Below are 24,022 nucleotides of genomic sequence, written 5' to 3' on the forward strand. Positions count from 1 at the left end.
GTCCTTTTACCTTATATGCCTCTGGATGCATTTCTTGTTGATTTTGATTGTTTTGTTCTACTACACTTGTACGTGTTAATGTGTCGTTCTTAATCTCGTCTATATTTAAAGGGGCCATGGGATGTAATATGTTTTACAGGAAGAACACCCCTTAAATCCTTTTTGTTTTGTGTTCAAACAAATAAAAAGCAAACTGACTATAAATCAACAAATCAAAATTATTTCTCCAGACTTGAAATCCAATTTTCGGTTTGCGAAGTAATAACTGGTGTAGCCGAAGCCACGATTTTTAAAATGCCACCACCATTTATTTCATCTTGTGTGATGTAATTCTTAGTAATTTTTTTTCCGTTGAGATAAACCTCTTTGATGTATTTATTTTTAAGGCTAAAATGCTCTACCTCTACTTTGAAAGTTTTATTAGCCTTTACTTTATAAGTTACAGATTTAAACAGCGGAACATTTAAATAATAGACTGGCCAGCCCACACAAGGCGGCGAAAAACCACTTGCTGTAAACACGTACCAGGCAGACATTGCGCCAGCGTCGTCATCCATTGTACGTACGTAAGCTTGTGGTTTATTCTGATAGATTTTACCAATAAATGAACCAATGCCTCTGCTGTTATCGTTAAAATAATTTTGAATTACCGTATCAGCGGCTAGCTGGTGCATCCAATCCTGCGATTTATAACCCGCTTTAGTCACGTTATACATTAATGGTGCTTGCAAATCAGGTTCATTGGCATGGTTGTACAAATCGCGTTCAAAGAATTGATCTAAGTTTTTTAAGTAATTTTCTTCACCGCCATCCAGTTCAATCAAACCCTTAAAATCGTATGGTACAAACCATCGGTATTGCCAGATTGTACCTTGATACAAGCCTCTGGCCTGCATTCTATCCACATCGTTTTTTGTTAAATCTTTAAAATCCTTATTCCAGTACGTTTTATACTCTAATGCTTTATTTAGATAATGCTGCGCTTTTTCTTTATTATTCTGGATTTTAAAAATTTCAGAAAGCGCCCAATTGTCGTAACTTGATTCTAATGCTTTATCAGGAGATTTATAATCTAAACCATCTACTTCTTTAATCAAAGAATCGCTAATGCTTTTAAAATCAACTTTGTAACCCTTGCGATAAGCATCCAGTAAAACCACGATAGCGTGTTCGGTCCTAACAGTATTTGAAGGCTCTGTTTGGCCTGCATAATCCTTCTTTCCCGAATTATATAAATCGGCAATTGAGGTTACAATTCCCTGATAACGTTCTGGTGTGATTATAGAAAGTAAAGGCAATTGCGTACGGTAATTGTCCCAAATGGCCCAACCATTATACCTGGTTGCTGTGTCTTTCTTTAATTCGCCTTTGGTGTTTCGATATTGTCCATCAGTTTCAGAAATTACATAAGGCGATTGCATGGTACGATACAACAAAGAGTAAAAAAGCTTTGCATTTTCGAGGTTTCCCTCAACTGCTATCTTACTCAAATTAGTATTCCAATCCTTACTGCTCTGTGTTTTCATCATCTCAAAAGAGCCTTTATTAATGGATTGCTTTGCAGCTTCTACACTTACAGAAGAAAAGGCAATGTTAATTCCTGCAGTTGTAGAAGCATTATTTAACATGGCAATTAATTTATGGTTGCCTTGTTCTTGCCATTTTGCATTTTCATTAAGCTCCAAATAGTAATACAATCGATATTTACCAACGTTACAAGTGGTTTTTGAAACTAGTGTTCCGCTAACCACATTAGCTTTAACGTCATGCTCTTCAGAAACAAAAGCGCCGTTAAAAGCATAAGCCAAATCAAGGTAAAATCCTTTTTCTCCCGTTGGAAATTGATAAGCATGTTTGCCGGCATTTCCTAAAACCGTGAATTCTGCTTGTATTTTATTTTCAAATTCTACTGCATAATAGCCTGGTGAAGCTTTTTCTGCCGATTTTAACAAAACTGATTTCATGGGCTCTGTACCCAAAAATGGTTTGATAAAAATATTCCCACCCGATCCCTGGCAACCCACACCTTCAAAACGATTGTGAGTGAAACCTTCAAATTTTTTGGCTAAATATTCATAACCGGGATGGGTTTTGGGATAGGTTTGCGGACAAATACTGAGCATGCTAAATGGGTATGAGGCAGCCGGCGACATTTGACCATGATCGCCAGAAGAACCTAAAAACACGTTAACTAAATCTACCGGGCGATTGGTAGAAACTGAAAAACTAGCTGATTTGCTTTGAGCTAAAACGTTTAAGTAGATTAGAAAGCAAATGGAGGTTAAAATTCTTCTCATGTGTTATCAATAATTTTTTGGAGGATTTGTGCCAGCTAAATTATAGATTTTAAGGTTAATCCTCTATTATATTTTATCCTCTTTAAGCGATTAAAAAACCAAAAAAAAAGCCATTCTGAATAAACAGAATGGCCTAAATATTTTAAATACTAAATTTATTTAATGGATACCGGCACAGATATTTTATCCCACTCCATAGTAAAACCACCTTTATTAACTTTGTAAACCAATGTTTCTTGTGTAGCTTTTAATGCTTTAACTTTAACATCAACACGTAAAGCATCTTTAGCTTCTTCGTATTTGTAAGCACCCCATTGCTTTGGTTCTTTATTAAAAATTGCTGTCCATGTACCACTTTCTCTTGGAATTAAAAAGAAACTGTACTTTCCTGCTGGTAAAGCTTTACCTTGTACGGTGATGTTTTTATCGGTTTCGAAAGTAGTTGCATCATTTGCTCCTGCACGCCAAACAACGTCGTATTTCTCTAAGCCGCCCCAAATTTTACGACCTTTTACTGATGGGCTACTGTAAGCAATCGTAATAGTTGCATCTTTAATTTTTCCCGTAGCTGTTGCCGCCGGACTTGCTGGTTTTTTAGCATCCTGAGCCATAGCACTCGCCGAGATGGTAATTGCTGCAAAAAGCAGCGCAATAGATTTAATTGTGGTTTTCATAGTAATATAATTATCTGTTTTTGTTGTTTTGTATTTTACGAATTTAATGCTTTAGGTCGATAAAATAATAATCCTAAAGTCGAAAATGCAATTACCGCCGCCGCTCCAATTACATTTAACCATAAAAAGGAAACGACATCGAATTCATAAACGGCAATAACAGCGATTTCTGATAATATGGCTGAAATAAAAACCAGTTTACCATCAATCTTTTTAAAATAGAAAGCGACCAGAAAAATTCCCAAAATCGGACCATAAAACAGTGAGCCTAAAACATTCACGGCTTCGATTAACGAACCCATTTGCGTAGCAAACATGGCGACAGCGATTGAGAAAATACCCCAACCAAGCGTATGTAACCGGCTATATTTTAGTTCTGTTGCATCATCAATTTGCCTTTTACTAAAAATTAAGTGTACATCTTTTAAAGAACAAGCCGCAAGAGAATTTAATGCAGCAGAAATGGAGCCCCAGCTCGCCAGAAAGATTACGGCAAAAAGTAATCCAACCATCCCAACGGGAAGTGTATTCCTTACAAAATAGAGAAAGATATAATTCGTGTCCGTTTTTTCAGCATTGAAATTTGAACTGTTAATAGCGGTTTCTACCCTGCTGTGTAAATCCTTTACTTGGTTTTGCGTAGCCTTAAAACCTGCAATTGTATTGCTTAGTTCGGGAGCTTCTTTATCCTTTTGAGCTAAAATTGCTGCAGATTGAGCATTAAATTTAGCTTGTAATAATTGATGTTCCTTTTCAAAAGCCAGAGCCTGCTGAGGTTGTTTATCTTTCAAAAACTGATAAGAACGCTCATTAAAATAAATTGGCGCTGGTTTTAAAGAGAAAAATGCAAAAAGTAAAGCACCAATTAACAGAATTGCGAATTGCATGGGGATTTTGACTAAGCCATTTAAAAGCAAACCCATTTTAGCATTTGTATTATCTTTTGCAGTTATGTATCGGCCTACCTGACTTTGGTCTGTACCGAAATAGGAAAGTGCCAGAAAAAAACCACCGATTAAGCCACTCCAAATGTTGTATTTGTCTTTCCAATCAAAATCAGTAGTAATTACATTAAGCTTTCCGGATTTACCTGCAAGGTATAATGCATCACTAAAACCAATACCGTTTGGCATGTTTTGCACCAACAAATACCCTGCGAAGGTCATTGTTCCCAAAATAATTAAGAATTGTAGCTTTTGAGTATGCGCAATGGCTTTTGCGCCACCAACATAAGTATAAATTAAAAGTATTCCGCCGGTTAAAATATTGGTTAAATAAATATTCCAGTTTAAAACGCTTGATAAAATTATACTTGGTGCATAAATGCTGATTCCGGTAGATAAACCTCTCGAAAAAAGAAATAATAAAGAGGTTAACACCCTCGTTTTCTTATCAAATCGATTTTCTAAATATTCGTAAGCCGTGTATACATTTAATCGCTGAAAAATTGGAATAAAGGTGATGCAGATTACAATCATCGCCAATGGCAAACCAAAATAATACTGTACGAAACGCATACCATCGGTATAAGCTTGACCCGGCGCTGATAAAAAAGTTATCGCACTCGCTTGTGTAGCCATAATGCCAAGCAACACAATATACCAGGGCATTTTGTTATCGGCCTTTAGGTATGATTCGTTGCTTTTTTGCCCACGGCCGATAAAAATGCCGTAAACCACAACAGCCAGCAAGGTAATGATGAGTACAATCCAATCTATATTACTCATGCCCAAAATTTTGTAAACAAATAATAAAATACTAGCTGAAACACCAGGGCTAGCGCCAAGAGAATATACCAGGTTCTCCAACTTTTAAAATTATTTTTCATCCTCAATTAGGGTTTATTAAGAATTATACTAAAATCATCATTCATGAATGCCGAAATTGTGGTGATTTTGGTTTTTCCAATCTTATCTAAAACAAGTAAATCTGCATCACCGGTTAATAAAAAATCTGCATTGCCATCAACAGCTAAAGAAAGCAAGAAATTATCCTTTTCATCTCTACAAAAATGTACATCAGAACTAACATTTACGTATTCTGCATATTCATCCAATGTTTCTAGCAAATTTTCTAAATCATCTTGTTGAAAATATCTGCGAAGTTTCGGTCGGCGAATTACTTCTAAAAATTCACTCAATAATTCTTCACTGAAAAGTATAGTTGCTTTTTCTGAAAAGATGATTTCATCGAGCTTAGAAAAGTCTTTTGAAATTAAAAAGCTAATCCAAAGATTAGTATCAATTATGATTCTACTTTTCTGACTTTGCATAACGTTTAGCTCTCACCATTTCTACCTCATTATTTATTTCATCAATGTTTGGGATAGAACTGGATTTAGACCTAATTTTTTTTAGTACGCTAGCAAAACCATTATTCGAGGTTTTTTGAATAGCGATAAGATTTAGATCTGCCAAATCTTTCAAAAGCTTAGTTGCTTTAGGATTTAATATATCGATTCTCATGCTATTCATATTCTCAAATTTAAAGAAAAGAATTAAAATAATAAAACCTTTACTTCCCTGCTGATATAAAGTTAAAGAACAACCTTGCGGCCCCAACATTCCCTGCCGGCAACTGCCTAAAGAATGCTAAAGGTGTGTAAATGAAGTTTCCTTTGCCAAATTGTGCATAAAGTGTAGAGCCTTTTAAAGGTTCTTCGCCGGTATCATTCATTTCAAAAAGCGGTTCATATTTTACATCCCATTGGTCGGGAAAATAAGCGCCACGCTCCTGTACCCAACCATTAAAATCATCAGCCGTAATTTTGTTAGGGTAATTTAAAAGCTTGTGTTTTGGATTTAGAAACTTAACCGCAGCGTTTTCTTCAGTAACACGTTTGCCGCTGATATTGAAAGGATAAACGCCAAAATTTTGCAAAGCCATATCTTGCGTGGTGTTGTATTGCATTACAATTGTACCCCCATTTTCAATGTAGCTTTTTAGTGCAACTTGCCAGTTTTTAATCCTTTTTTCTGTGTTGATAACCCTAACGCCAGTAACAACAGCATCATAACTGGCCAATTTTACAGCATTTAAAATATCTGCTTCGTTTAAAACATCAACTTGTAAACCAGCCTGGCGTAAAAATTCAGGTATCAAATCGCCAGCGCCTTGTATGTAGCCTACTTTTTTAGCCAATACCTTAACATCATCTTTCAACAGCCAGGTTGTAGCCGGTACAAAGTATTGCAAAGATGGCAAATGCGGATATTGAATAAGCACCTGACCTTTGGCAAATTCATTTGTTTCTGAAGAAAAAACAGCTTCGAGCTTATTCTGACTAGTTTTAATCTTTGCCAAATCTTCTGCAGGAATTAAAAAATCTTTAATGGTAACCGTGTTTTCTGCCAGGTTTACACCTGTAAAAGTTTTTACGATGGTGTTTCCAATTTTGAAACTAACCTTCCCGTAATTAATATTTTTATTGGCTTTTAATTTTAAGGTAATCGCTAAGCCTTCTTTATCCTTTGCAAAATAGACCGGTTCGGTAAAGGCTAAATCTAAAGCCGAAACAATCCGCAATTGCTCTACAACATCTCCTTTAACCGGGTCTAACTTTTTAAAAGATAGCGGCAGCTTTACCGCAAATTTATCAGTGCCTATTTTTAATACAACACTTACATTAAGCGCTGCTTCATTTTCTGCTAAACCAATTAAAGTATCATTTGCAACGCTAAAGGTTGCTGCATTTTTTGCCGCCTTTTCTAACCAATAGGGTTCAGTTATTTTTGCATCTGCAGGTATTTGTATTTTACGTTCGATGGTGACTAACGAATCGCCAGAGATTCTTCGGTTTAAATTATCGGTTTGATTTATCCAGTTTACCTGCTCCAAAATAACCGGACTGGCTGACCTTGAAATCACATTTAATTTAAAATTGTAACTATTTCCGGCAATAGCCTCAGGTTGGTTGGTCACTACCTCGCCCATAAAACCCGTACAACTTAAAATAATCTTATCAATTGCCTTAAGTTTATCTTTTCTTAAATCTGCATCTTGCAGTTCTACAATCCTTTTACGCAGCATTAACAAGCCGTGTAAACTTTTATCAGGATGATTGTAATCAAAAGAAAGTAAAAGCACATCAATCAAATCATCTACATCATCAACCCCTTTTTCAGACCAGTTCAAAGGGATTTTATCAAACAATGTAGCTTTTGCTGGTTCACCTAAAACATGGCTAAAATATTCAGTTCTAACACCAGCAACAGATTGTGTACCGGCGCCCTGGCTTTTATGCAAACTTCTGCTTAAACCTGCAAGTTCGCCGTAGCCCATACCCAACTGCGCATCATATTGCCCAACATCAGCTTTCAATTGGTTTTCAGATGTTGTGTTTACACCACCAAACCTAAATGTATTCCACAATAATCTTTTCGGCTGCCAAACGTTTACATATTTTAACTGACCAGGGAATGCATTTTTATCTCCCGCCAGTTTAAATGCCTTTTCGGCTACAACCGCCGATGCAGCATGTTGCCCATGCCCTGCCGCCGCCGTTGGAGGGAAACGGCAAATAATCACATCCGGACGAAATTTTCTGATTACCCAAACTACATCTGCTGTAATGCTGTCGGCATCCCATTGCTTAAAGGTATCATCCGTATTTTTTGAGAAACCAAAATCAATAGCTCTGGTAAAAAATTGTTGCGCACCATCAAGCCTTCTGGCCTCTAAAAGTTCATGCGTTCTAATTAGGCCCAAGGCTGCACCCTGTTCTGTACCAAGCAAATTTTGCCCACCATCACCTCTGGTTAACGATAAATAACCTGTTTCTACATTTTGCTCATTAATTAGCCAGGAAAGTAAGCCTGTATTTTCATCATCTGGGTGCGCTGCTAAATAAAGCACTTTAGGCATTCGTTTAAGCGTTTTTAAATCCCTGTAAATTTCAGCAGATTTAGCCGGGCGAACTTGTTGAGCCGAACATATAGCGGAAAAGAAACCCAACCCGAGTACGGCAATTATAACTTTAAACATAGAATTTGCTTTGTGTTGTTTCAAAGATGCTAAAATGCTTTTTATTTTAATGCGCAGGTATTGAAAAATTACAAACCGAAATACTTGAGGATTTATTTTTTGGAGCGCAAAGTCTTGTAATCTTTGGGTTGCACCAGTCCCGCTTTTGCTTCAAAGCCCGAAAAAACGGGCGTTTTACGCGTCAATCGGGGCTAATAACTCAATATTGTGCAAATGGATAGCGTTTAATGCACCGCCATTCGTTTATAATCCCATGCCTGCTACAGGCAAACGGTAGTAGCGGCACCCTTTTTGTAGCACTAATTAATAATTTATCACAAACGTTAACAAAAAAATATAGCGAATAACGGGACTACAAACCGCCAAAGAATTGAAAATTTCATTTTCTAACAAAAATTTAAAGAGCTGAAAAATTGTAAAAATTTATTGTAAATAATTTCGTTCTTTTTAAAATTCATTTGCTTTATTAGCCGATTAAATATTTCACACAAAACTTATGCGTAAAAGCTTTCTAACCATTATAGTATCCTTTTTAACTTTTTCAATTTTTGCTCAGCAGAACTATTTCCAACAGCACTTAACCTATAACATTGATGTTTCATTGAACGATAAAGAGAAATCTTTAAAGGGTTTTGAAACCATTGTTTACAAAAATAATTCGCCTTCAAATTTGGATTTTATATGGTTTCATATTTGGCCAAATGCGTACAAGAATGAATCTACAGCACTTTTTCAGCAAATAAAAACGGATACATCTCGTAAAGAAAAACTCAAAAATGTTACTTATGGAAGTATTGACGGGCTAAATTTTAAAGTTGGCGGTAAAACGGCTAAAACCGAAGCACACCCAAACCCGCAGTATATAGATGTGATTAAAGTTTTGCTTCCTGAACCATTAAAACCTGGTGATTCTGTTACGATTTCGACAGATTTTAATGTAAAACTGCCTAATTATTTTTCCCGCTCGGGCTTTGCAGATACCCAATTTATAATTACGCAATGGTACCCAAAACCTGCCGTTTTTGATAAAGATGGCTGGCATGAATTTCCTTATTTGGATATGGGCGAATTTTACAGCGAATATGCCGATTACAAAGTAAATATCACTTTATCTTCAAGTTATGTTGTAGGCGCAACGGGTGTTTTAGAAAACGCTGATGAACTAAAGGCTTATAAAACTATCGGCGCAAAAAACACAGCTAACAGAGGCAACAAACCCGAACTTTATAAAAATGATGGAAAATCTGAAACTAAAAAGTTAACCTATTCTATAAAAAATGTTCCTGATTTTGCCTGGTTTGCAGATAAAGATTTGGTTGTGCAATATGATACAGTTCAATTGGCATCGGGAAAAGTTGTAGATGCTTTTAGTTTTTACCACAATAAGAAAAATACACTATGGGTAAATAGTATCGATTACATAAAAGATGCAACCAAAAAATATAGTAAATGGGTTGGTGAGTACGAATACCCTACGGTTCAAGCCATTGAAGGACCAAAAAACAATGCCAGTGGCGGAATGGAATATCCAACCATTACTTTAATAACAAGTCCGGATGCTAAAAAAGAGACTTTAGATGGTGTAATTACGCATGAAGTTGGCCACAATTGGTTTATGAGTATGCTTGGCAGCAACGAAAGAATGCACACCTGGCAAGATGAAGGTTTTAATACGTTTTATCAGTTTAGATATGAGGCGGAAAAGTATCGTTCAAATTCTATTTTTGGCGATGTAATTCCTGCAAATGTTAAAGAGTTGCCAGCAGATAAGTTTCAGGCCAGCATTTATGGTGCACTGGCAAACGTTCCGATGGAATCGGCTATTGAAACACCGGCTGCAGATTTTAAAACTTCTGAAGAATATGGTTTAATTTCTTATGCTAAAACAGCACTTTGGCTTTACATTTTAGAGGCTGAAATCGGACAAGAAAAATTCGATAAAGCCTTTCAAGCTTATTTTAGCGAGTGGAAGAATAAACATCCTACACCAGCCGATTTTAAGGCTTCATTTGAGAAATCGTTAGGTGTAAATTTAGACAGGTATTTCTCCTTGCTGAATCAAAAAGGAAAGTTCAAATAATAGGAAAGAGGCTGTATTAAAATTGATTTTAATGGGTTAATAACGAATAATGTTCAATGGGTCGTCATGCTCAGATTGACTGGGCATCCTAATGCGTATTATATTTAATTTCTTCCGCTTTAAGATTCCCACCTTTCGCGGGAATGATGAAACTACCTAATTTAAATCGTTAAAAATTTTAGAGTTCCTACGTGCTCTACAGCCTTATTTTTATTCCGTTATTTACTTCTATGCTATATAAGGTTCCATTTCTTTATCAATGCTTTTTCGTAGCTCCATTAACTTGACTGCATAGCCATGCATAGCGATTTCTTTTTCTGTTTTTGGGCTAAAGGGTGGGATTTGCTTTGGCTGCCCTTCATCATTAACTGCTACAAAAACAATAATGCAATGTGTATTTTTTACGAAATCTGATTTTCCGACAGGTTTCGAATAGGCATCGACAGCAATGTGCATACTGGTTTTGCCTGTATAAATAATTCTGGCTTCCATTTTTACCAAATGCCCAATATGTACAGGATGAAAAAACCTGATGCCACCAACATAAACCGTAACACAATATGAATCGCTCCATTGCAAGGCACAAGCAAAAGCAGCCTGATCAATCCATTTCATCATCATGCCGCCATGTACTTTACCACCATAATTTACGTCAGATGGCTCACTTAAAAATTGTAATTCGATGTGGTTTTTTGTTCTGGCCATTTCGGTTGAGTTTGTTTTTAGTAACCGCAAAGTACGCAAAGTGAAAACGCAAAGAAAGAGAAGTTGGATTTTTAGATAAAAAACTACTGATATACTACCACTACCCAATAACCATGCACGTCATTGCGAGGCACGAAGCAATCTCCTTTAATTAATGTTTTGGGATTGTTTCGTGCCTCGCAATGACGGCAAGTGTATGATAAAACGCAGAGAAAATTATATCTGCGTAAATTATTCAAATCTGCGGGAGCATTTAAATCTATGGGAGCATTTCACACAAAAAAGTCGTTCCAAAATGGAACGACTCCTTAAAAAGTCTTTTCAAAAAACGTTGCCTTCTTTGCGGTAAAAAATTTTATTTAGCCATAATGCTAATTGCATAACCTCCGCCAGGTGCGCAATTCAAAGTTAATTTTGTTTTATTGGTAACTTCCATTTTGCGAATGGTATAGGCTTTTGGATTTGTTTCATAGTGCGCGTCCTTTGCATCTGCATAAATTGTTGCCGTGTATTTTTTTCCGGCATCTAAAAAGCTGAAATCTATCTTCGATGTGCGGGCAATTTCATCATTTGTTCTTCCAACAAACCAATCATTTTTGCCTTTTGCTTTACGTGCAAATGTGATGTAGTCACCTGGTTCAGCCTCCAAAACTTTAGTATCATCCCAATCTACCGCAACGTCTTTAATAAATTGAAAAGCATCTAAATATTTATTGTAAGTTTCTGGTAAATCTGCTGCCATTTGCAACGGACTGTACATGGTTACGTACAAAGCCAACTGACGGGCAATGGTAGTATGTACAAATGAATTATTTTCTGGATTGTAAGCACTAACCTTGGTTTCAAAGATACCTGGTGTGTAATCCATTGGTCCGCCGATTAGGCGAGTAAAAGGTAGAATAGTGGTATGGTCTGCATTGTTACCACCAAAAGCTTCGTATTCTGTACCACGGGCAGATTCATTCCCAATTAAGTTTGGATAAGTACGAGCCAAACCCGTAGGGCGAACGGCCTCATGTGCGTTAACCATAATTTTATATTCAGCAGCTTTTTGAATGGCGTATAAATAATGGTTGTTTAACCACTGACCATAATGGTGTTCGCCACGAGGAATCATATTGCCAACATACCCACTCTTAACTGCATCGTATCCATTGGCTTTCATAAATTTGTAAGCCGTATCTAAATGGCGTTCATAATTACGTACCGATGAAGATGTTTCATGGTGCATTATCATTTTAACATTTTTACTAGCTGCATAGCGATGAAGTTCCTGAACATCAAAATCAGGATATGGCGTAACGAAATCGAAAACATAATCTTTCGTTTTACCGAACCAATCTTCCCAACCTTCATTCCATCCCTCAACTAAAACACCATCCAAACCATGCTCAGCTGCGAAATCTATATATTCTTTTACATGAGCAGTATTTGCAGCATGTTTTCCGTTAGGTTTGGTTTTAGAATAATCCGTTACACCCAATTGAACGCTGGTTAAATCGTTATAAGCCCAGGTACTTTTGCCTGTAATCATTTCCCACCAAACGCCAACATATTTTGTAGGTTTTATCCACGATACATCTTTAAATTTAGTTGGTTCATTTAAGTTATACGTCAACTTAGACGTTAAAATATCGCCGGCTTTATCGCTTACAATAATCGTTCTCCAGGGCGATAAGCATGGCGCCTGCATGTAACCCTTATCTCCTACCGCATCTGGTGTTAACCACGATTCTAAAACCATGTTTTTATCATCAAGATTTAACGACATTAAAGAATAATTGATTAATGCAGCCTCGTGAATATTGATGTACAAACCATCTTTACTCTTCATCATTAAAGGCGTTTGTAAACCAGTTGGTGAAAAAGTAGTTTGCGATGCATTTGGTGTAACCGCAGCTTTCATTTTACCACGCACTTCTGATAAGTTTGAAGTAACAGTGCTGTATTCCTGAGTATCATAATCGCCCGGTAACCAAAAAGCTTTATGGTCGCCGGCTAAAGCGAATTGCGTTTTTTCTTCTTTAATAACAAAATAATCTAAGTTTTTTTGCTCAGGAAATTCATATCTGAAACCCAAACCATCATTAAATAAACGCAAACGAACAACAATAAAACGATTGGTTTCCTTTTGTGTTAAGGTTACTGCCAACTCGTTATAATGATTTACAATCTCTTTCACTTCGCCCCAAACGGGTTTCCAGGTTTCGTTAAAGGTTGTGATTTTGGTATCAGAAATAGTAAATCCATTTTGTAAAGATTTACCTTCTTTTAGCCCCAAACCTAGCTTACTGGTTTTAATAACTTCTTTGCCCTTATACTTTAAACTATAGGTAGGCACACCACCATCGGCTAAAGAAAAGTTGACCACCAAATTGGCGTCTGGCGATTTTAATTCCTGACCGGAAACGTTCCCGGAAAACAGGAAAAAGCAGATCAATACCAAAAATTTAGAGAGTTGTAGGGATTTGTTGAGGTTTTTATTCACTTTGTTATAATTTTATTTGTAATTCTGTTTTGTGTAGGTCGTCTTCGTGAGGCACGAAGCAATCTCTTTTCATTAATTATCCAGAAGATTGCTTCGTGCCTCGCAATGACGAATTCTTTTATCAATGTTACTCGTCCTTATTCCAACAATAAGGTTTCATCTTCATCATCAGTTAAACTTAACTGAATGCTATCACTACCTGCAATGCCTTCAATTGAGCCACGAATATGTGTAGCATTTAATAATACTTTTTCGAGTTGTTTTTCACGGGCTTTCCATAAACGTTCCATGGCATCACGTTCGCGTTGGATAGACAATTTCATGCTCATGAAACCCTCTCTTATCGCTTTCCACTGCTCAGAAAATTCTGCACCCATCAAATAATCGTAAAGCATGTGCATTTTTTCGCCACGGTTTTCCTGCGATTTCATAGCGCTCGATAAACGCAAAATTCCATCACGTAAAACGTATGCCACTGCGTTAACTTCCTCAAAAGAGCATATCCAAACGCCATCTCGCTGGCCAAAGCAATCCATACCTTTTGGGTAACACTGACTTACAATTACCGCAACATCAACGCCCATGCTACGCATGTCTTTTTTCAGTTTTTCAATCCAGTCGCCACCAAAATCTTTTGTACGCTTGCTTTCATAAATGATTTTGCCGCATTCCTGGCCGAATTGGTTACGCACTACCTGTACGCAATCGGCACCACGAACGCCCTTACCAACTTCATCAATTAAATCGAAAGGAAAATTGCTGCGTAGCAATTCCTCTAAAATTAATTCCTGCACTTCGCCTTGTAACTGCATGCTACCTTGTTCAGCTTTGCGCTTCATTTCTTCGGCAAGCTTTTTCTGGTCATCAAGTTGTTTTTCGAGTTCCTTTACTCGCAACTGATGCTCAGTTTCTTTAATACTATTTTTTTCGGCTTCCTGTTTGCGAATTTGTTCTGCCAATTCGTTACGCTGCTCTTGTATTTTACGCTGAAAAGCAAGCTCCATCTCCTCTTCTTTCACTTTTAAACTTTGCTCACGTCGCAAAAATTCAAGTTCCTTTTCGCGGGCAAGTTTCAGTTTTTCTTCATTCTCCTTTGCGTTGCCTTCAAGCATTTGCAATTTCATTTCGAAATCAGATGCAATGCTTTTACGCAAATTTTCTTCTAAATCGCTTTTTAACTTATTTTTTTCTTCAAGCAACTTGGCATCATAAATTTTCTGCTGCTGAAGTTTCTCATTTTCTAATAATGCAACTTTTTCCTGAAATTCCTTATCGCGTTGTTTCGTAAACGAAACCATTTTCTCTCGCAGTTCTTTCTTGTAATCTTCGGCCATTGCTTCTTCCATCGGAAAAACATGGGCACAGCTTGGGCATTTAATTTCAGTAGCCATAAATAATTATACTTCAGAAAAAACCGAAGTGAGACAAAGATATTAAGAAAGTGCTTAAACTCGACTGGTAAATTTTACGATTGCTTCACGTAGTTTTAAATAATTTCTAAAATTTACTTAATGTTGCATATCGTTATTGCCAGGCACGAAGCAATTTCTGTAGAAAGTATATTGAAAGGAGATTGCTTCAGCCGAGGAAAAATCGGCTTCAAAATAACGCCTAGCAAAACCAGAAATTTAAATTTACTGATTTAAAGCACTTTCGAACGTACTTCGTTACCAGCTGTTAATATTTTACTTACGGGGCATTTCGCGGCAATGTCTTCCAGTCTTTGTTTTTGCTCATTTGTCAAATTGCCGGTGCAGGTTATTTCTTCCAAGAAAATATTTTGTGCATTCTCGATACCCATGTTCACCTCAACCTCAATTTTATCAACCTCCCAGCCCTTTCTGTCTACATACATGCGCAAAGTTATGGCTACACATGATGCCAATGAGGCCATTAACAGGCCTTTTGGCGCAATGCCCTTATGTGTTCCACCTAACTCTACCGGTTCATCTACTATTATTTCGTGCGAACCGTTATTTACCGAGCAAGCGTAATGTTCTTTGTTTATTGTTGCTTTTACCATTATAAATTCGATTTAAAGAATTATAAACTTAGTTAAAATCAAATTGTTTTTTTTGAAAATGAACGGTTCTGTTAATATGGCTAATTCAGTCCTGCTTACCATTCCAAGTCCGCACTCGTTCCTCGTTTTCGGGCTTTCCATTAAAATCAGGTTTAAGAAAAATGGTTAAGCGCCTTGCAAACCGTTAAAATGAAATACTGTTTTTGCTCTTTAGCCCCGATTGAAGCGGAAATACTTTTTGTTCGCAGCAACCTTGATAAATGGCCATGCAGACAACAGTTAGCAAAAAGATTGAAACGCCTGCCTGCCGAACAGGCAGGAAAAAGCGGGAGCAAATTTTGTTTCTTAAAAAGGTATAGCGCTCTAAAATTTTATTGTTCACTATTTTAAAAACCTGAAACTTTATAACACATTCATTGTTCAATTAGCAGGCATTATTATGAATCTCAAGTAATTATAAAAAAAATTAAAAAGATGAAATACAGAAAATTAATTGGAAAATATTTAGAGCATAAATCTAACAATAATGCTCAAATTGCAATTGCGGTGGTAGCTGGTTTAGCCGCTGGTGCAATAATTAGTGTTTTATTTGCACCCGACAGTGGCGCAGGTACACGAGGAAAAATTGCCGGTGGCGCCAAAAATCTTCGTTACAGCTTTCAAGATAAATACGACTTGTTAAAGGAAAAAGTATTTGGCGTTGAAGCGATTGAGGAAGAAATTGTAGAGCATGAAGTGCCACATTTTAAACACAAAGTGGAGAAAAAACGTAAATCTGATGTTCAAGATATTTTAGATCAGGCTCATCAAAATCACCAGGTTCAAGAAGGGCAAGGATAACATAGAATTGGTAAAATAATCTTAGTTTTATGAGATTATTTTGCCAATTATGTTTTTTATTCTTTCCAAAATCCTTTTATTTCTTCTAAGACCATTTTTCTGGTTTTGTGCTTTTTTGCTTCTTGCATTTATTGCAAATAGTGAAAGGAGAAAGAAACAGTTTTTTGTTTCTGCAATATGCATTTTACTATTCTTTGCGAATATTTTTATCGTTAGCGAAATCCTCAATCTATATGAGCCAAGTTATCCTAAAGGAAACAAAAACTATGATGTTGGTGTCGTTCTTGGAGGCTTCTCCGGGCTTAACAAACGCAACAACGAAATTAAATTTGGAGGCGCGAGTGATAGATTACTCCAAGCCATTTCCCTATATAAAAAAGGCCGCATTGGCAAAATACTTTTAAGTAGTGGAAATGCAAATTTGATTGATACAAAAGTTAAGGAAGCAGATTTAGCCACTGAATATTTGAAACTTATAGGTATCCCGGATTCAGCTATTATAGTTGAAAATTTGAGCAGAAATACGGTTGAAAATGCAAAATTTAGTTTAAACAAAATCGAGGTACTGAAGCCCGGAGCATCAGTTTTGGTTATCACAAGTGCATGGCACATACCAAGAGCTAAGCTCATTTTTAATAAAAATTCGACAAAACAAATAGACTATTACCCTACGGATTTTAGAGGAGAAACTGACTATGAGCCTGCTGACTATTTCCTACCAAATTCCACTGCATTCGACAACTGGAATATACTACTAAAGGAATGGGTTGGTCTGGTAGTAGATAAAATTAGAAGCTAATGGAGAATGTTGGAAATATGGGTTTAAAAAACTCGTAAAAGATTCCCAACAAATTCAGATTTATATTATCAAAATTGAAAAGTTATCCTTCAATCGCTTTCCAAAGCAAATCTTTTAATTCTAAAAGATTTTTTTGTGCAACTGATGAAATAAATATCGACGGAATATTAGGTAAATCCTGCTTCATTTCTGCCATTAACTCCTCGTCTAACATATCTGATTTAGTAATAGCTAAAACGTGTGGCTTCTGCATTAATTCAGGATTGTAAGATTCTAATTCTCTTTTAAGGATTTCGTATTCCTCTTTAATGGTACGACTTGTATCTGCCGGAACCATAAAAAGTAAAACAGAATTACGCTCAATATGACGAAGGAAACGGTAGCCTAAACCTTTGCCTTTTGATGCCCCTTCAATAATCCCGGGAATATCGGCCATTACGAAAGATTTGCCACCACGATAGCTTACAATACCCAAATTAGGTACAATTGTGGTAAAAGGATAGTCGGCAATTTCTGGTTTAGCAGCAGATACGACAGAAAGCAAGGTAGATTTACCGGCATTTGGAAAGCCAACCAAACCAACATCAGCTAAAACTTTCAATTCTAAAATGTTCCAAACTTCTTTACCAGATTCACCAGGTTGTGCAAAACGTGGTGTTTGCTGTGTAGATGTTTTAAAATGTGCATTACCTAATCCACCGCGACCACCAGCTGTTAAAATTTTAGTTTCGCCATCTTTGGTAATCTCAAAAAGCACTTCACCGGTTTCTGCATCTTTTGCAATTGTTCCAAGCGGAACTTCTAAAATCTCATCTTGCCCTTGTTTACCAAATTTGTGAGAACTGCCACCAGCGCCACCATCTTGAGCAATAATGTGCTTACGGTATTTAAGGTGCAATAATGTCCAGATGTGGATACTTCCTTTAACAATGATATGGCCACCACGACCACCATCACCACCATCAGGTCCGCCCATTGATGTTAAAATATCACGATGTAAATGCGCTGAACCTGCTCCGCCTTTACCAGAACGGCAACAAATTTTTACATAATCTACGAAATTTGAACCCTGTGACATATTGATTGACGATTTTAGATTTACGATTTTGGATTGACAGTTTTGGATTTACAAAATTGCCGATAAAATATTGTGTTTTACTTTTACGATTCTGGATTTACAAAAATCGTTAAAAAACAAACATCCGCAAAAACAACTCCTGTTTTTCTGCGGATGTTCGTATTAAAAAAATGTGTTATTAAAATTTATCGATAACCGAACAAAGGTTATTATAAACTGTATCTATCTCGCCTATTCCGTTTACTTTTTCTAACTTTCCTTGTTCCTGGTAATATGGTAACACGTGGATGGTTTTATCGAAGTATTCAGAAATACGTTTTTTCAACTTTTCTGCATCATCATCCGGACGACCACTGATTTTATGGCGTTCGGCAATGCGCTTGGTTAATTCATCCTGATCTACATCTAAAGCAATAACACCAGCAATTTTGCTGCCTTTACGCTCTAAAAATAAATCGAGCTCAATTGCCTGAGGAACGGTACGAGGAAAACCATCAAACACAAATCCTTTTGCATCTGGGTTTTTATCAACTTCTTCTTCAAGCATTGCAATTGTAATCGCATCTGGCACCAACTCTCCATCTGCTAATAACTGGCTAACTCTTTTTCCTAATTCTGTCTCTCCTTTAACGTGCGCTCTAAAAAGGTCGCCTGTTGAAACATGTACTAATTGATATTTTTCAATCAATTTTGCTGATTGGGTGCCTTTACCCGCCCCCGGAGGGCCAAAGAGAACTAAATTAAGCATTAACGTGGTTTAGGTTGTCTTTAAAATTAAGAGCCGAATCCTTTGGCTCCACTAAAATTGAAAAAGCTCACAAAGTGTTGCCTTTCAAGGCTGCAAATATATAATTATTAATTTAGATGACTTTTATTATTCAATAATTAATTTGAAATTGATACTAGTTTAAAAACTATCTAAATTATTTTCTTAAAATTCAGCTGCTTCTGGTCAATATTTCTTAAAACATTAAATATTGAGCTGATTAATCAAGCTAAAAAACTGTTTCTATATTTATTCAGTTGAAGGCTTGGTAATAAATTAGCTTAACATTAAAGCTAGAAACTTTATTAAGGTATTAATTTGTCTTTCTTTAAGGTATCAAATAAGTTATAAAAAGCCTTTTCGGTATTATGATATACGAGAAAACCCTTTTCCCTGCTTTTCGACATATCAGTCATAACTTCGATTGGCCTTCCAAGATCTAAATCCGTATGCCATGCAGAAGCTAAACGATTTATATCGTCCTCTTTCAAACCAAACTTTTGCGAAATATTCTTCCAGATATCTGCATCATTTTTCATCGCTATTTCTAACGGCTCAATATTACCTTCAAAACCTATTGCATCAATTTTAAAGTAATCAGCAATGCGAAACCATAATCTACTCCACCTAAAAACATCACCATTAACCACATTGAAAGCTTCATTTTTTGCTTCTTTAGTGGTTGATGCCCAAATTAGTTGTTTCGCTAATACTTTCGCATCCGTTACATCAGATAGGCCATTCCATTGCGCTGCTGAGCCGGGCCATTTAAATTTCCTTCCTGTTTCTTTGCAAATTGTAGCATAAACGGCTAAAGTAGTTCCTAAATTCATGGCATTACCAACCGCTTTTCCAATAACCGTATGTGGCCTGTGAATACTCCACGTAAAGCCATCACGCTCAGCTGCTGCGTAAACTTCATCTTCCTGAGCATAATAAAAATTTTCAATATTCAGTCTTGGGTGTTCTTCTCTTAATGGTGTTTCTGGTAAAAAACCTTCTTTCGCGTATGCCTCAAACGGACCCAAATAATGTTTTAAACCTGTTACCAGAGCTACATGTTCAACTGATTTCTGTACAGACAAAACATTAAGAAGATTACGTACCATCATGCTGTTAACCCTAATATTTTCTGCTTCAGTATCATTGCGCATCCAGGTAGTGATGTAAACATGCGAGGGTTTTATATCAGCTAAACCTAATTTCAAACTATCAATATTCAAAAGATCAGCTGCTATCGGATTCAAATGCTCAATTTCCAGATTCGGCCTTCGAGCTAAGCCATAAGTTTTCCAACCATCGGCTATCAACTGTTCGGCAAGGTTACTCCCTGCTATTCCACTTGCGCCTACTACTAATGCTATTTTACTCATATGATATTTAAATAAATCCTAAATTTTATAATACACAAAATTACCTTTAGCAATACGAAACAGACTTGATATGGATCAACAAATACACTTGATGCAAATCAAAGCAAGCACATTAAAAACTCTATCTTTGATATAAAATTATTTCAGATGATTCAAGTACTTTTCAATCATATTGAAGAAAAAGTTGCGCTTACCGACAATGATAAACAACTAATTGAAGGTTTTTTTTCAGCCAGAAAATTACGAAGAAAACAATATTTATTGCAGGAGGGCGAAATTTGCAAGAACATGGTTTTTGTTGCTAAAGGCTTGCTCAGAACATATAATATTGATGAAAAAGGTATTGAGCACATGAACATATTTGGATGGGAAGGCTGGTGGTTATCAGATTTTAATAGTTTCTTGAATGGCGAACCCTCTGTTTTTAATATTGATGCCATTGAGCATTCTGAACTACTAACGCTTTCAAAAAGGGACTATGAAGCCTTAACTTTAACCGTACCTATTATGGATCGCTATTTTCGAATCCTTTACCAGAATAGCTTGGTAACGAAAGAACGTAGGTTAATGAGCAACATTACGCAAAGCGCCGAAGAACGCTATCTCGAATTATCAGCTTCTAATCCACAGATTATAGAACGCATACCACAAAATCTAATAGCTTCTTATTTAGGAATCGCTCCTGAAACATTGAGTAGGATTAAAAAGAATTTACTTTCTAGAAGATAATAAACGTTACGATTGGATTAGCATAGTGGTTCCTAATAAAAATTATCCAAAAAAAAAGAGCTAAACCTTTTAGTTTAACTCTTTTAGTGCTCCCCTTTTGAACTGAACTCAAAAAAATTCATAGAAGATTTGAAGAAAATTACTCGGCTAAGTGAGCTGTTTTCACAGGAACCTCTTCCCAAAGACTTTACGCTTAAATAAAAACGGACATGGAAGAAGAAAAAAGATTAAAAAATCTGTAAGTACACACATCAAAAACATAAATTTTTGTTTCTTATAAATTAAAAGCACTCCTGCAGATCAAATTCATGATAAGCTTTCTGCTGGAATGTCTAGTTTGGAGCTGAACATGTGGCCGCTTTTGGGATCATCCCATCCGCACCATAGCCTGTTGTTTTAAATGAAATTTTCTTTAGATTAAAAATTTAAACCCTTTCAGTCCCCCTATGGCACTTTATCGTTTGTATTCTTAATCGTCTGATTATTTGGAAGTTAAAATTAAAACGTGGCACCATTCATGCAGCATTGATGACGGTGGTAATTTTTGCCGCCAATAATCCCACTTAAATATAAACAAAATGGAAAAATTAGCATTGCTGGCCCGCCTGGTGGCCAAACCCGGTAAAGAGCAACAAGTTGCCGACTTTATCAAAAGTGCCTTGCCATTGGCCGAAGCCGAGCCCGGAACCATCCGTTGGTATGCACTGCAGATCGGACCGTCTGATTTCGGAATATTCGATACTTTTGCCGATGAAGCTGGTCGCGACGCACATCTGGGCGGAGAAATCCCCAAGGCTTTGATGGCCCATGCAGATGAGCTGCTCGCTGCGCCGCCGGTAATCGAAAAGGTAACCTTATTAGCCGTTAAATAAATGTAAATAAAAGCCAGATCTCCTATGCATGATGGCGGGGGATCTGAGCTTAGTTGAATGCATATTTATATTTCCGCCCCGAACTGAAATAAAAAAAACCTTATAAAAAGCTTAATCAATGAATTATATTGCCTGAATATGTCTGTATTATTCCACAGGAATATATCAAAATTAGGCTAAATTCAACTTCTCCATTGTCTCCATCTATATTAGTAATTTTAGCTATTTTGATTAAATTTTTACTTGCTCTACCATTGTTGAAGTTGCTAGTTCGACTCCCTTTAACCCAACCCTTCCGGTAATTCGAACCCTTTTGAGAATTTCAATCCCACAAAAAAAATAAAAAACTATATATCAGCTGTTTAAACAAAAGAATATTTCAAAAGATCCAAAAAAACTAAAATTTTAGACTTTAAAAATCAAAAAATTTGAGGAAACCGTAAGAATCTGAATAATAGATATATAAACAAAAAAAAGGGCAATTTCTTTGTTGAAATTACCCCTTTCCATTGTGCACTTGTAGGGATTCGAACCCCAAACCTTCTCATCCGTAGTGAGATGCTCTATCCAATTGAGCTACAAATGCATTTCCGTTTGTTAACGGACTGCAAAGGTAAGATTTGATAATTAAATTCAAAATATTATTTGAAAAAAATATTCAAAAATCTTCGCTCTCGCTTTCTTTAAGCTTTTACAGCATCATCAATTGCTTTAAAATCAGGCAAATCCTTTGCATCTTCTAAAACTTCAGCATATATAATTTTTCCTTCTTCATCTATAACAAAAGCTGCTCTTTTCGATACACCCTTTAATCCGAATACAAATTCTGGATAAAGCGAACCATAAGCTTCAGATACTTCTTTATTAAAATCAGATAATAGCGGAAACTGATAGTTTTGAACTTCTTTAAACTTCGCCAAAGAGAAAGGAGAATCTACAGAAATACCTAAAACTTCTGCATTGATGCCTTCGTAAAAGCTAAAATTATCTCTCATTGTACAAAGTTGTTCTGTACAAGTTCCGGTAAAAGCCATCGGGAAAAAGTGAATAATCACCTTTTTGCCTTTAAATGCTTCTAAAGAAACTTCAGTTAAATCTGAACTGTATAATTTAAAATCCGGGGCGTTATCGCCAATTTGTAGTGCCATATTATTATTGTTGTTATTGGTTAATTGGTTAATTTCATAGCAAAGTTTCAAAAGGAAAGAATTAGCCTATTTGTCCATTTTCAATATCCGTCTAGTCTTTATACTTAATACTAGCTACTTGATACTTTTCACTTTCTACTTTCTACTTTCTACTTTCTACTTTTCATCTGCTCATCCACAATCTTCAACCCTTCTTCAAAGCTATGCGGTTTATAATCTAAATCTTTTATTGTTTTATCTAACACAAAACCCGTTTTAACCGGGCGCTTTGCAGATTGATTTAAACTTTCTGAGCTAATTTCTGAAAGAATTGATTTATTTAATGACCAATAATCGGCAACTTTTTTCACTAAATCTGCAATACTCATGTAATCTTTACCCGAAACATGATAAACACCCTGCGCATTTTTCTCTACTGCTAATAAGCAAGCTTCGGCTAAATCTTCAGCAAGTGTGGGCATACGCCATTGGTCGTTTACTACATTAATAGGCTGACCTTTTTCTAAAGCACCTTTCGCCCAAAGCACTATATTACTGCGGCTCATATCATTGGTGATGCCATAAACTAAAATGGTGCGTAAAATTGCCCAATTTGCTTTTGATGCTTTAACAGCACGTTCGGACAGAAGTTTTGTTTCGCCGTAATAGCTTAATGGATTCGGCACATCTTCTTCTTTGTAAGGTCCATCAGCACCATCAAAAATGAAATCAGTACTTAAGTGTATAAAATAAACATTTAATTCTTCGCAAAGCGATACCAGATGCTGAGTTGCATCAACATTTAGCAGATGGCAAAGTTCTTTATTGGCTTCGCTGGTATCAACGTTTGTCATAGCGGCCGTGTGAATAATAGCGTCAGGCTTATATTTTAGAATAACTTCCCCAACCTGCTCAGCATCCAGAATATCCATTTCGGCATATTCGTAGCCTTCGCTAATAGGATAGCGATTTGTGCCCTTTGACGTGGCAACCAATCTTACCCGACCCTCGGCTAATACTTTTTCGGTTATTTTTTGCCCCAAAAGGCCATTACTCCCTGTAGTTAAAACGGTTTTCATTATGTGGTTATATGCCCCTAAATTACCTATTAAAATCGTCTAAGAAAAATTTGTAATATATATTTAAAATTCGCTAATAATAACTTAACTTTGCCAACCGAATTGGAGC

Annotated in this window: 20 protein-coding genes and 1 tRNA gene; 5 read left to right on the forward strand and 16 right to left on the reverse strand. The window is 36.3% G+C overall.

Annotated elements, in window-relative coordinates:
• Positions 1-218: 218 nt before the first annotated feature.
• The 6 genes from LUA90_RS04500 to LUA90_RS04525 form a co-directional block, all read right to left on the reverse strand.
• The gene (locus tag LUA90_RS04500) at positions 219-2,297 is read right to left on the reverse strand and encodes a glycoside hydrolase domain-containing protein (protein WP_231490419.1); all 2,079 of its coding nucleotides are present in this window, start codon (positions 2,295-2,297) and stop codon (positions 219-221) included.
• Positions 2,298-2,452: 155 nt separating this feature from the next.
• Positions 2,453-2,971, reverse strand: coding sequence for a DUF2911 domain-containing protein (locus LUA90_RS04505; RefSeq protein WP_231490421.1), 519 nt, complete (start codon positions 2,969-2,971; stop codon positions 2,453-2,455).
• Between the two features lie 35 nt (positions 2,972-3,006).
• Positions 3,007-4,698 carry a sodium:solute symporter gene (locus LUA90_RS04510; RefSeq protein WP_231490423.1) on the reverse strand — a complete coding sequence of 564 codons (1,692 nt, stop codon included), beginning with the start codon at positions 4,696-4,698 and terminating at the stop codon, positions 3,007-3,009.
• Positions 4,699-4,805: 107 nt separating this feature from the next.
• Positions 4,806-5,243 (reverse strand): putative toxin-antitoxin system toxin component, PIN family, encoded by a 438-nt coding sequence (locus LUA90_RS04515; protein ID WP_231490425.1) that lies wholly within the window; start codon positions 5,241-5,243, stop codon positions 4,806-4,808.
• Positions 5,224-5,436, reverse strand: coding sequence for a hypothetical protein (locus LUA90_RS04520; protein ID WP_231490426.1), 213 nt, complete (start codon positions 5,434-5,436; stop codon positions 5,224-5,226). The genes LUA90_RS04515 and LUA90_RS04520 overlap by 20 nt, the downstream gene beginning before the upstream one ends.
• 49 nt (positions 5,437-5,485) lie before the next feature.
• Positions 5,486-7,954: a PIG-L family deacetylase gene (locus LUA90_RS04525; protein ID WP_231490428.1), complete on the reverse strand. Its 2,469-nt coding sequence runs from the start codon at positions 7,952-7,954 to the stop codon at positions 5,486-5,488.
• Between the two features lie 496 nt (positions 7,955-8,450).
• Between LUA90_RS04525 and LUA90_RS04530 the strand changes: the two genes are divergently transcribed.
• Positions 8,451-10,034 (forward strand): M1 family metallopeptidase, encoded by a 1,584-nt coding sequence (locus tag LUA90_RS04530; protein WP_231490430.1) that lies wholly within the window; start codon positions 8,451-8,453, stop codon positions 10,032-10,034.
• Between the two features lie 228 nt (positions 10,035-10,262).
• On the opposite strand, the gene LUA90_RS04535 is transcribed toward LUA90_RS04530, so the two are convergent.
• From LUA90_RS04535 to LUA90_RS04550, 4 genes are all read right to left on the reverse strand, one after another.
• The gene (locus tag LUA90_RS04535) at positions 10,263-10,739 is read right to left on the reverse strand and encodes an acyl-CoA thioesterase (RefSeq protein ID WP_231490432.1); all 477 of its coding nucleotides are present in this window, start codon (positions 10,737-10,739) and stop codon (positions 10,263-10,265) included.
• A gap of 355 nt (positions 10,740-11,094) precedes the next feature.
• Positions 11,095-13,227: a glycoside hydrolase family 97 protein gene (locus LUA90_RS04540; RefSeq protein ID WP_231490433.1), complete on the reverse strand. Its 2,133-nt coding sequence runs from the start codon at positions 13,225-13,227 to the stop codon at positions 11,095-11,097.
• A 137-nt stretch (positions 13,228-13,364) separates the two neighbouring features.
• Positions 13,365-14,618 carry a DUF2130 domain-containing protein gene (locus LUA90_RS04545; RefSeq protein ID WP_231490435.1) on the reverse strand — a complete coding sequence of 418 codons (1,254 nt, stop codon included), beginning with the start codon at positions 14,616-14,618 and terminating at the stop codon, positions 13,365-13,367.
• Between the two features lie 251 nt (positions 14,619-14,869).
• Positions 14,870-15,250 (reverse strand): OsmC family protein, encoded by a 381-nt coding sequence (locus LUA90_RS04550; protein ID WP_231490437.1) that lies wholly within the window; start codon positions 15,248-15,250, stop codon positions 14,870-14,872.
• A 474-nt stretch (positions 15,251-15,724) separates the two neighbouring features.
• Between LUA90_RS04550 and LUA90_RS04555 the strand changes: the two genes are divergently transcribed.
• A complete protein-coding gene (locus tag LUA90_RS04555; RefSeq protein ID WP_231490439.1) occupies positions 15,725-16,090 on the forward strand; it encodes a YtxH domain-containing protein in 366 nt (121 codons plus the stop codon).
• 49 nt (positions 16,091-16,139) lie between these two features.
• Positions 16,140-16,889, forward strand: a complete 750-nt coding sequence (locus LUA90_RS04560; protein ID WP_231490441.1) for a YdcF family protein — start codon at positions 16,140-16,142, stop codon at positions 16,887-16,889.
• Between the two features lie 82 nt (positions 16,890-16,971).
• Here LUA90_RS04560 and obgE read toward each other — a convergent pair whose 3' ends face one another.
• From obgE to LUA90_RS04575, 3 genes are all read right to left on the reverse strand, one after another.
• Positions 16,972-17,967 carry a GTPase ObgE gene (gene obgE / locus LUA90_RS04565; protein ID WP_231465658.1) on the reverse strand — a complete coding sequence of 332 codons (996 nt, stop codon included), beginning with the start codon at positions 17,965-17,967 and terminating at the stop codon, positions 16,972-16,974.
• A 178-nt stretch (positions 17,968-18,145) separates the two neighbouring features.
• The gene (locus LUA90_RS04570; protein WP_231465656.1) at positions 18,146-18,715 is read right to left on the reverse strand and encodes an adenylate kinase; all 570 of its coding nucleotides are present in this window, start codon (positions 18,713-18,715) and stop codon (positions 18,146-18,148) included.
• A gap of 323 nt (positions 18,716-19,038) precedes the next feature.
• On the reverse strand, positions 19,039-20,106 hold the full coding sequence (locus LUA90_RS04575; RefSeq protein ID WP_231465654.1) for an SDR family oxidoreductase: 1,068 nt from the start codon (positions 20,104-20,106) through the stop codon (positions 19,039-19,041).
• Between the two features lie 147 nt (positions 20,107-20,253).
• On the opposite strand from LUA90_RS04575, the gene LUA90_RS04580 reads away from it, so the two are divergent.
• Positions 20,254-20,835, forward strand: a complete 582-nt coding sequence (locus LUA90_RS04580) for a Crp/Fnr family transcriptional regulator (protein WP_231465652.1) — start codon at positions 20,254-20,256, stop codon at positions 20,833-20,835.
• Between the two features lie 578 nt (positions 20,836-21,413).
• A complete protein-coding gene (locus tag LUA90_RS04585; RefSeq protein WP_231490443.1) occupies positions 21,414-21,707 on the forward strand; it encodes a putative quinol monooxygenase in 294 nt (97 codons plus the stop codon).
• A 512-nt stretch (positions 21,708-22,219) separates the two neighbouring features.
• Here the strand turns inward: LUA90_RS04585 and LUA90_RS04590 are convergent.
• From LUA90_RS04590 to LUA90_RS04600, 3 genes are all read right to left on the reverse strand, one after another.
• Positions 22,220-22,293 (reverse strand) — tRNA-Arg (locus LUA90_RS04590).
• Positions 22,294-22,390: 97 nt separating this feature from the next.
• Entirely contained in the window at positions 22,391-22,855 is a 465-nt protein-coding gene (locus LUA90_RS04595) for a redoxin domain-containing protein (protein ID WP_231463872.1), read from the reverse strand.
• A 149-nt stretch (positions 22,856-23,004) separates the two neighbouring features.
• Positions 23,005-23,913 (reverse strand): NAD(P)-dependent oxidoreductase, encoded by a 909-nt coding sequence (locus LUA90_RS04600; protein ID WP_231490445.1) that lies wholly within the window; start codon positions 23,911-23,913, stop codon positions 23,005-23,007.
• Between the last annotated feature and the right edge of the window lie 109 nt (positions 23,914-24,022).

Source organism: Pedobacter sp. Leaf170 (assembly GCF_920984665.1).
Classification (GTDB): domain Bacteria; phylum Bacteroidota; class Bacteroidia; order Sphingobacteriales; family Sphingobacteriaceae; genus Pedobacter.

Excerpts from the sequence above, each read along its gene's own strand:
- LUA90_RS04500 (WP_231490419.1), bottom strand. The coding sequence starts at position 2,297 with ATGAGAAGAATTTTAACCTCCATTTGCTTTCTAATCTACTTAAACGTT.
- LUA90_RS04505 (WP_231490421.1), bottom strand. The coding sequence starts at position 2,971 with ATGAAAACCACAATTAAATCTATTGCGCTGCTTTTTGCAGCAATTACC.
- LUA90_RS04510 (WP_231490423.1), bottom strand. The coding sequence starts at position 4,698 with ATGAGTAATATAGATTGGATTGTACTCATCATTACCTTGCTGGCTGTT.
- LUA90_RS04515 (WP_231490425.1), bottom strand. The coding sequence starts at position 5,243 with ATGCAAAGTCAGAAAAGTAGAATCATAATTGATACTAATCTTTGGATT.
- LUA90_RS04520 (WP_231490426.1), bottom strand. The coding sequence starts at position 5,436 with ATGAGAATCGATATATTAAATCCTAAAGCAACTAAGCTTTTGAAAGAT.
- LUA90_RS04525 (WP_231490428.1), bottom strand. The coding sequence starts at position 7,954 with ATGTTTAAAGTTATAATTGCCGTACTCGGGTTGGGTTTCTTTTCCGCT.
- LUA90_RS04530 (WP_231490430.1), top strand. The coding sequence starts at position 8,451 with ATGCGTAAAAGCTTTCTAACCATTATAGTATCCTTTTTAACTTTTTCA.
- LUA90_RS04535 (WP_231490432.1), bottom strand. The coding sequence starts at position 10,739 with ATGGCCAGAACAAAAAACCACATCGAATTACAATTTTTAAGTGAGCCA.
- LUA90_RS04545 (WP_231490435.1), bottom strand. The coding sequence starts at position 14,618 with ATGGCTACTGAAATTAAATGCCCAAGCTGTGCCCATGTTTTTCCGATG.
- LUA90_RS04550 (WP_231490437.1), bottom strand. The coding sequence starts at position 15,250 with ATGGTAAAAGCAACAATAAACAAAGAACATTACGCTTGCTCGGTAAAT.
- LUA90_RS04555 (WP_231490439.1), top strand. The coding sequence starts at position 15,725 with ATGAAATACAGAAAATTAATTGGAAAATATTTAGAGCATAAATCTAAC.
- LUA90_RS04560 (WP_231490441.1), top strand. The coding sequence starts at position 16,140 with ATGTTTTTTATTCTTTCCAAAATCCTTTTATTTCTTCTAAGACCATTT.
- obgE (WP_231465658.1), bottom strand. The coding sequence starts at position 17,967 with ATGTCACAGGGTTCAAATTTCGTAGATTATGTAAAAATTTGTTGCCGT.
- LUA90_RS04570 (WP_231465656.1), bottom strand. The coding sequence starts at position 18,715 with ATGCTTAATTTAGTTCTCTTTGGCCCTCCGGGGGCGGGTAAAGGCACC.
- LUA90_RS04575 (WP_231465654.1), bottom strand. The coding sequence starts at position 20,106 with ATGAGTAAAATAGCATTAGTAGTAGGCGCAAGTGGAATAGCAGGGAGT.
- LUA90_RS04580 (WP_231465652.1), top strand. The coding sequence starts at position 20,254 with ATGATTCAAGTACTTTTCAATCATATTGAAGAAAAAGTTGCGCTTACC.
- LUA90_RS04585 (WP_231490443.1), top strand. The coding sequence starts at position 21,414 with ATGGAAAAATTAGCATTGCTGGCCCGCCTGGTGGCCAAACCCGGTAAA.
- LUA90_RS04595 (WP_231463872.1), bottom strand. The coding sequence starts at position 22,855 with ATGGCACTACAAATTGGCGATAACGCCCCGGATTTTAAATTATACAGT.
- LUA90_RS04600 (WP_231490445.1), bottom strand. The coding sequence starts at position 23,913 with ATGAAAACCGTTTTAACTACAGGGAGTAATGGCCTTTTGGGGCAAAAA.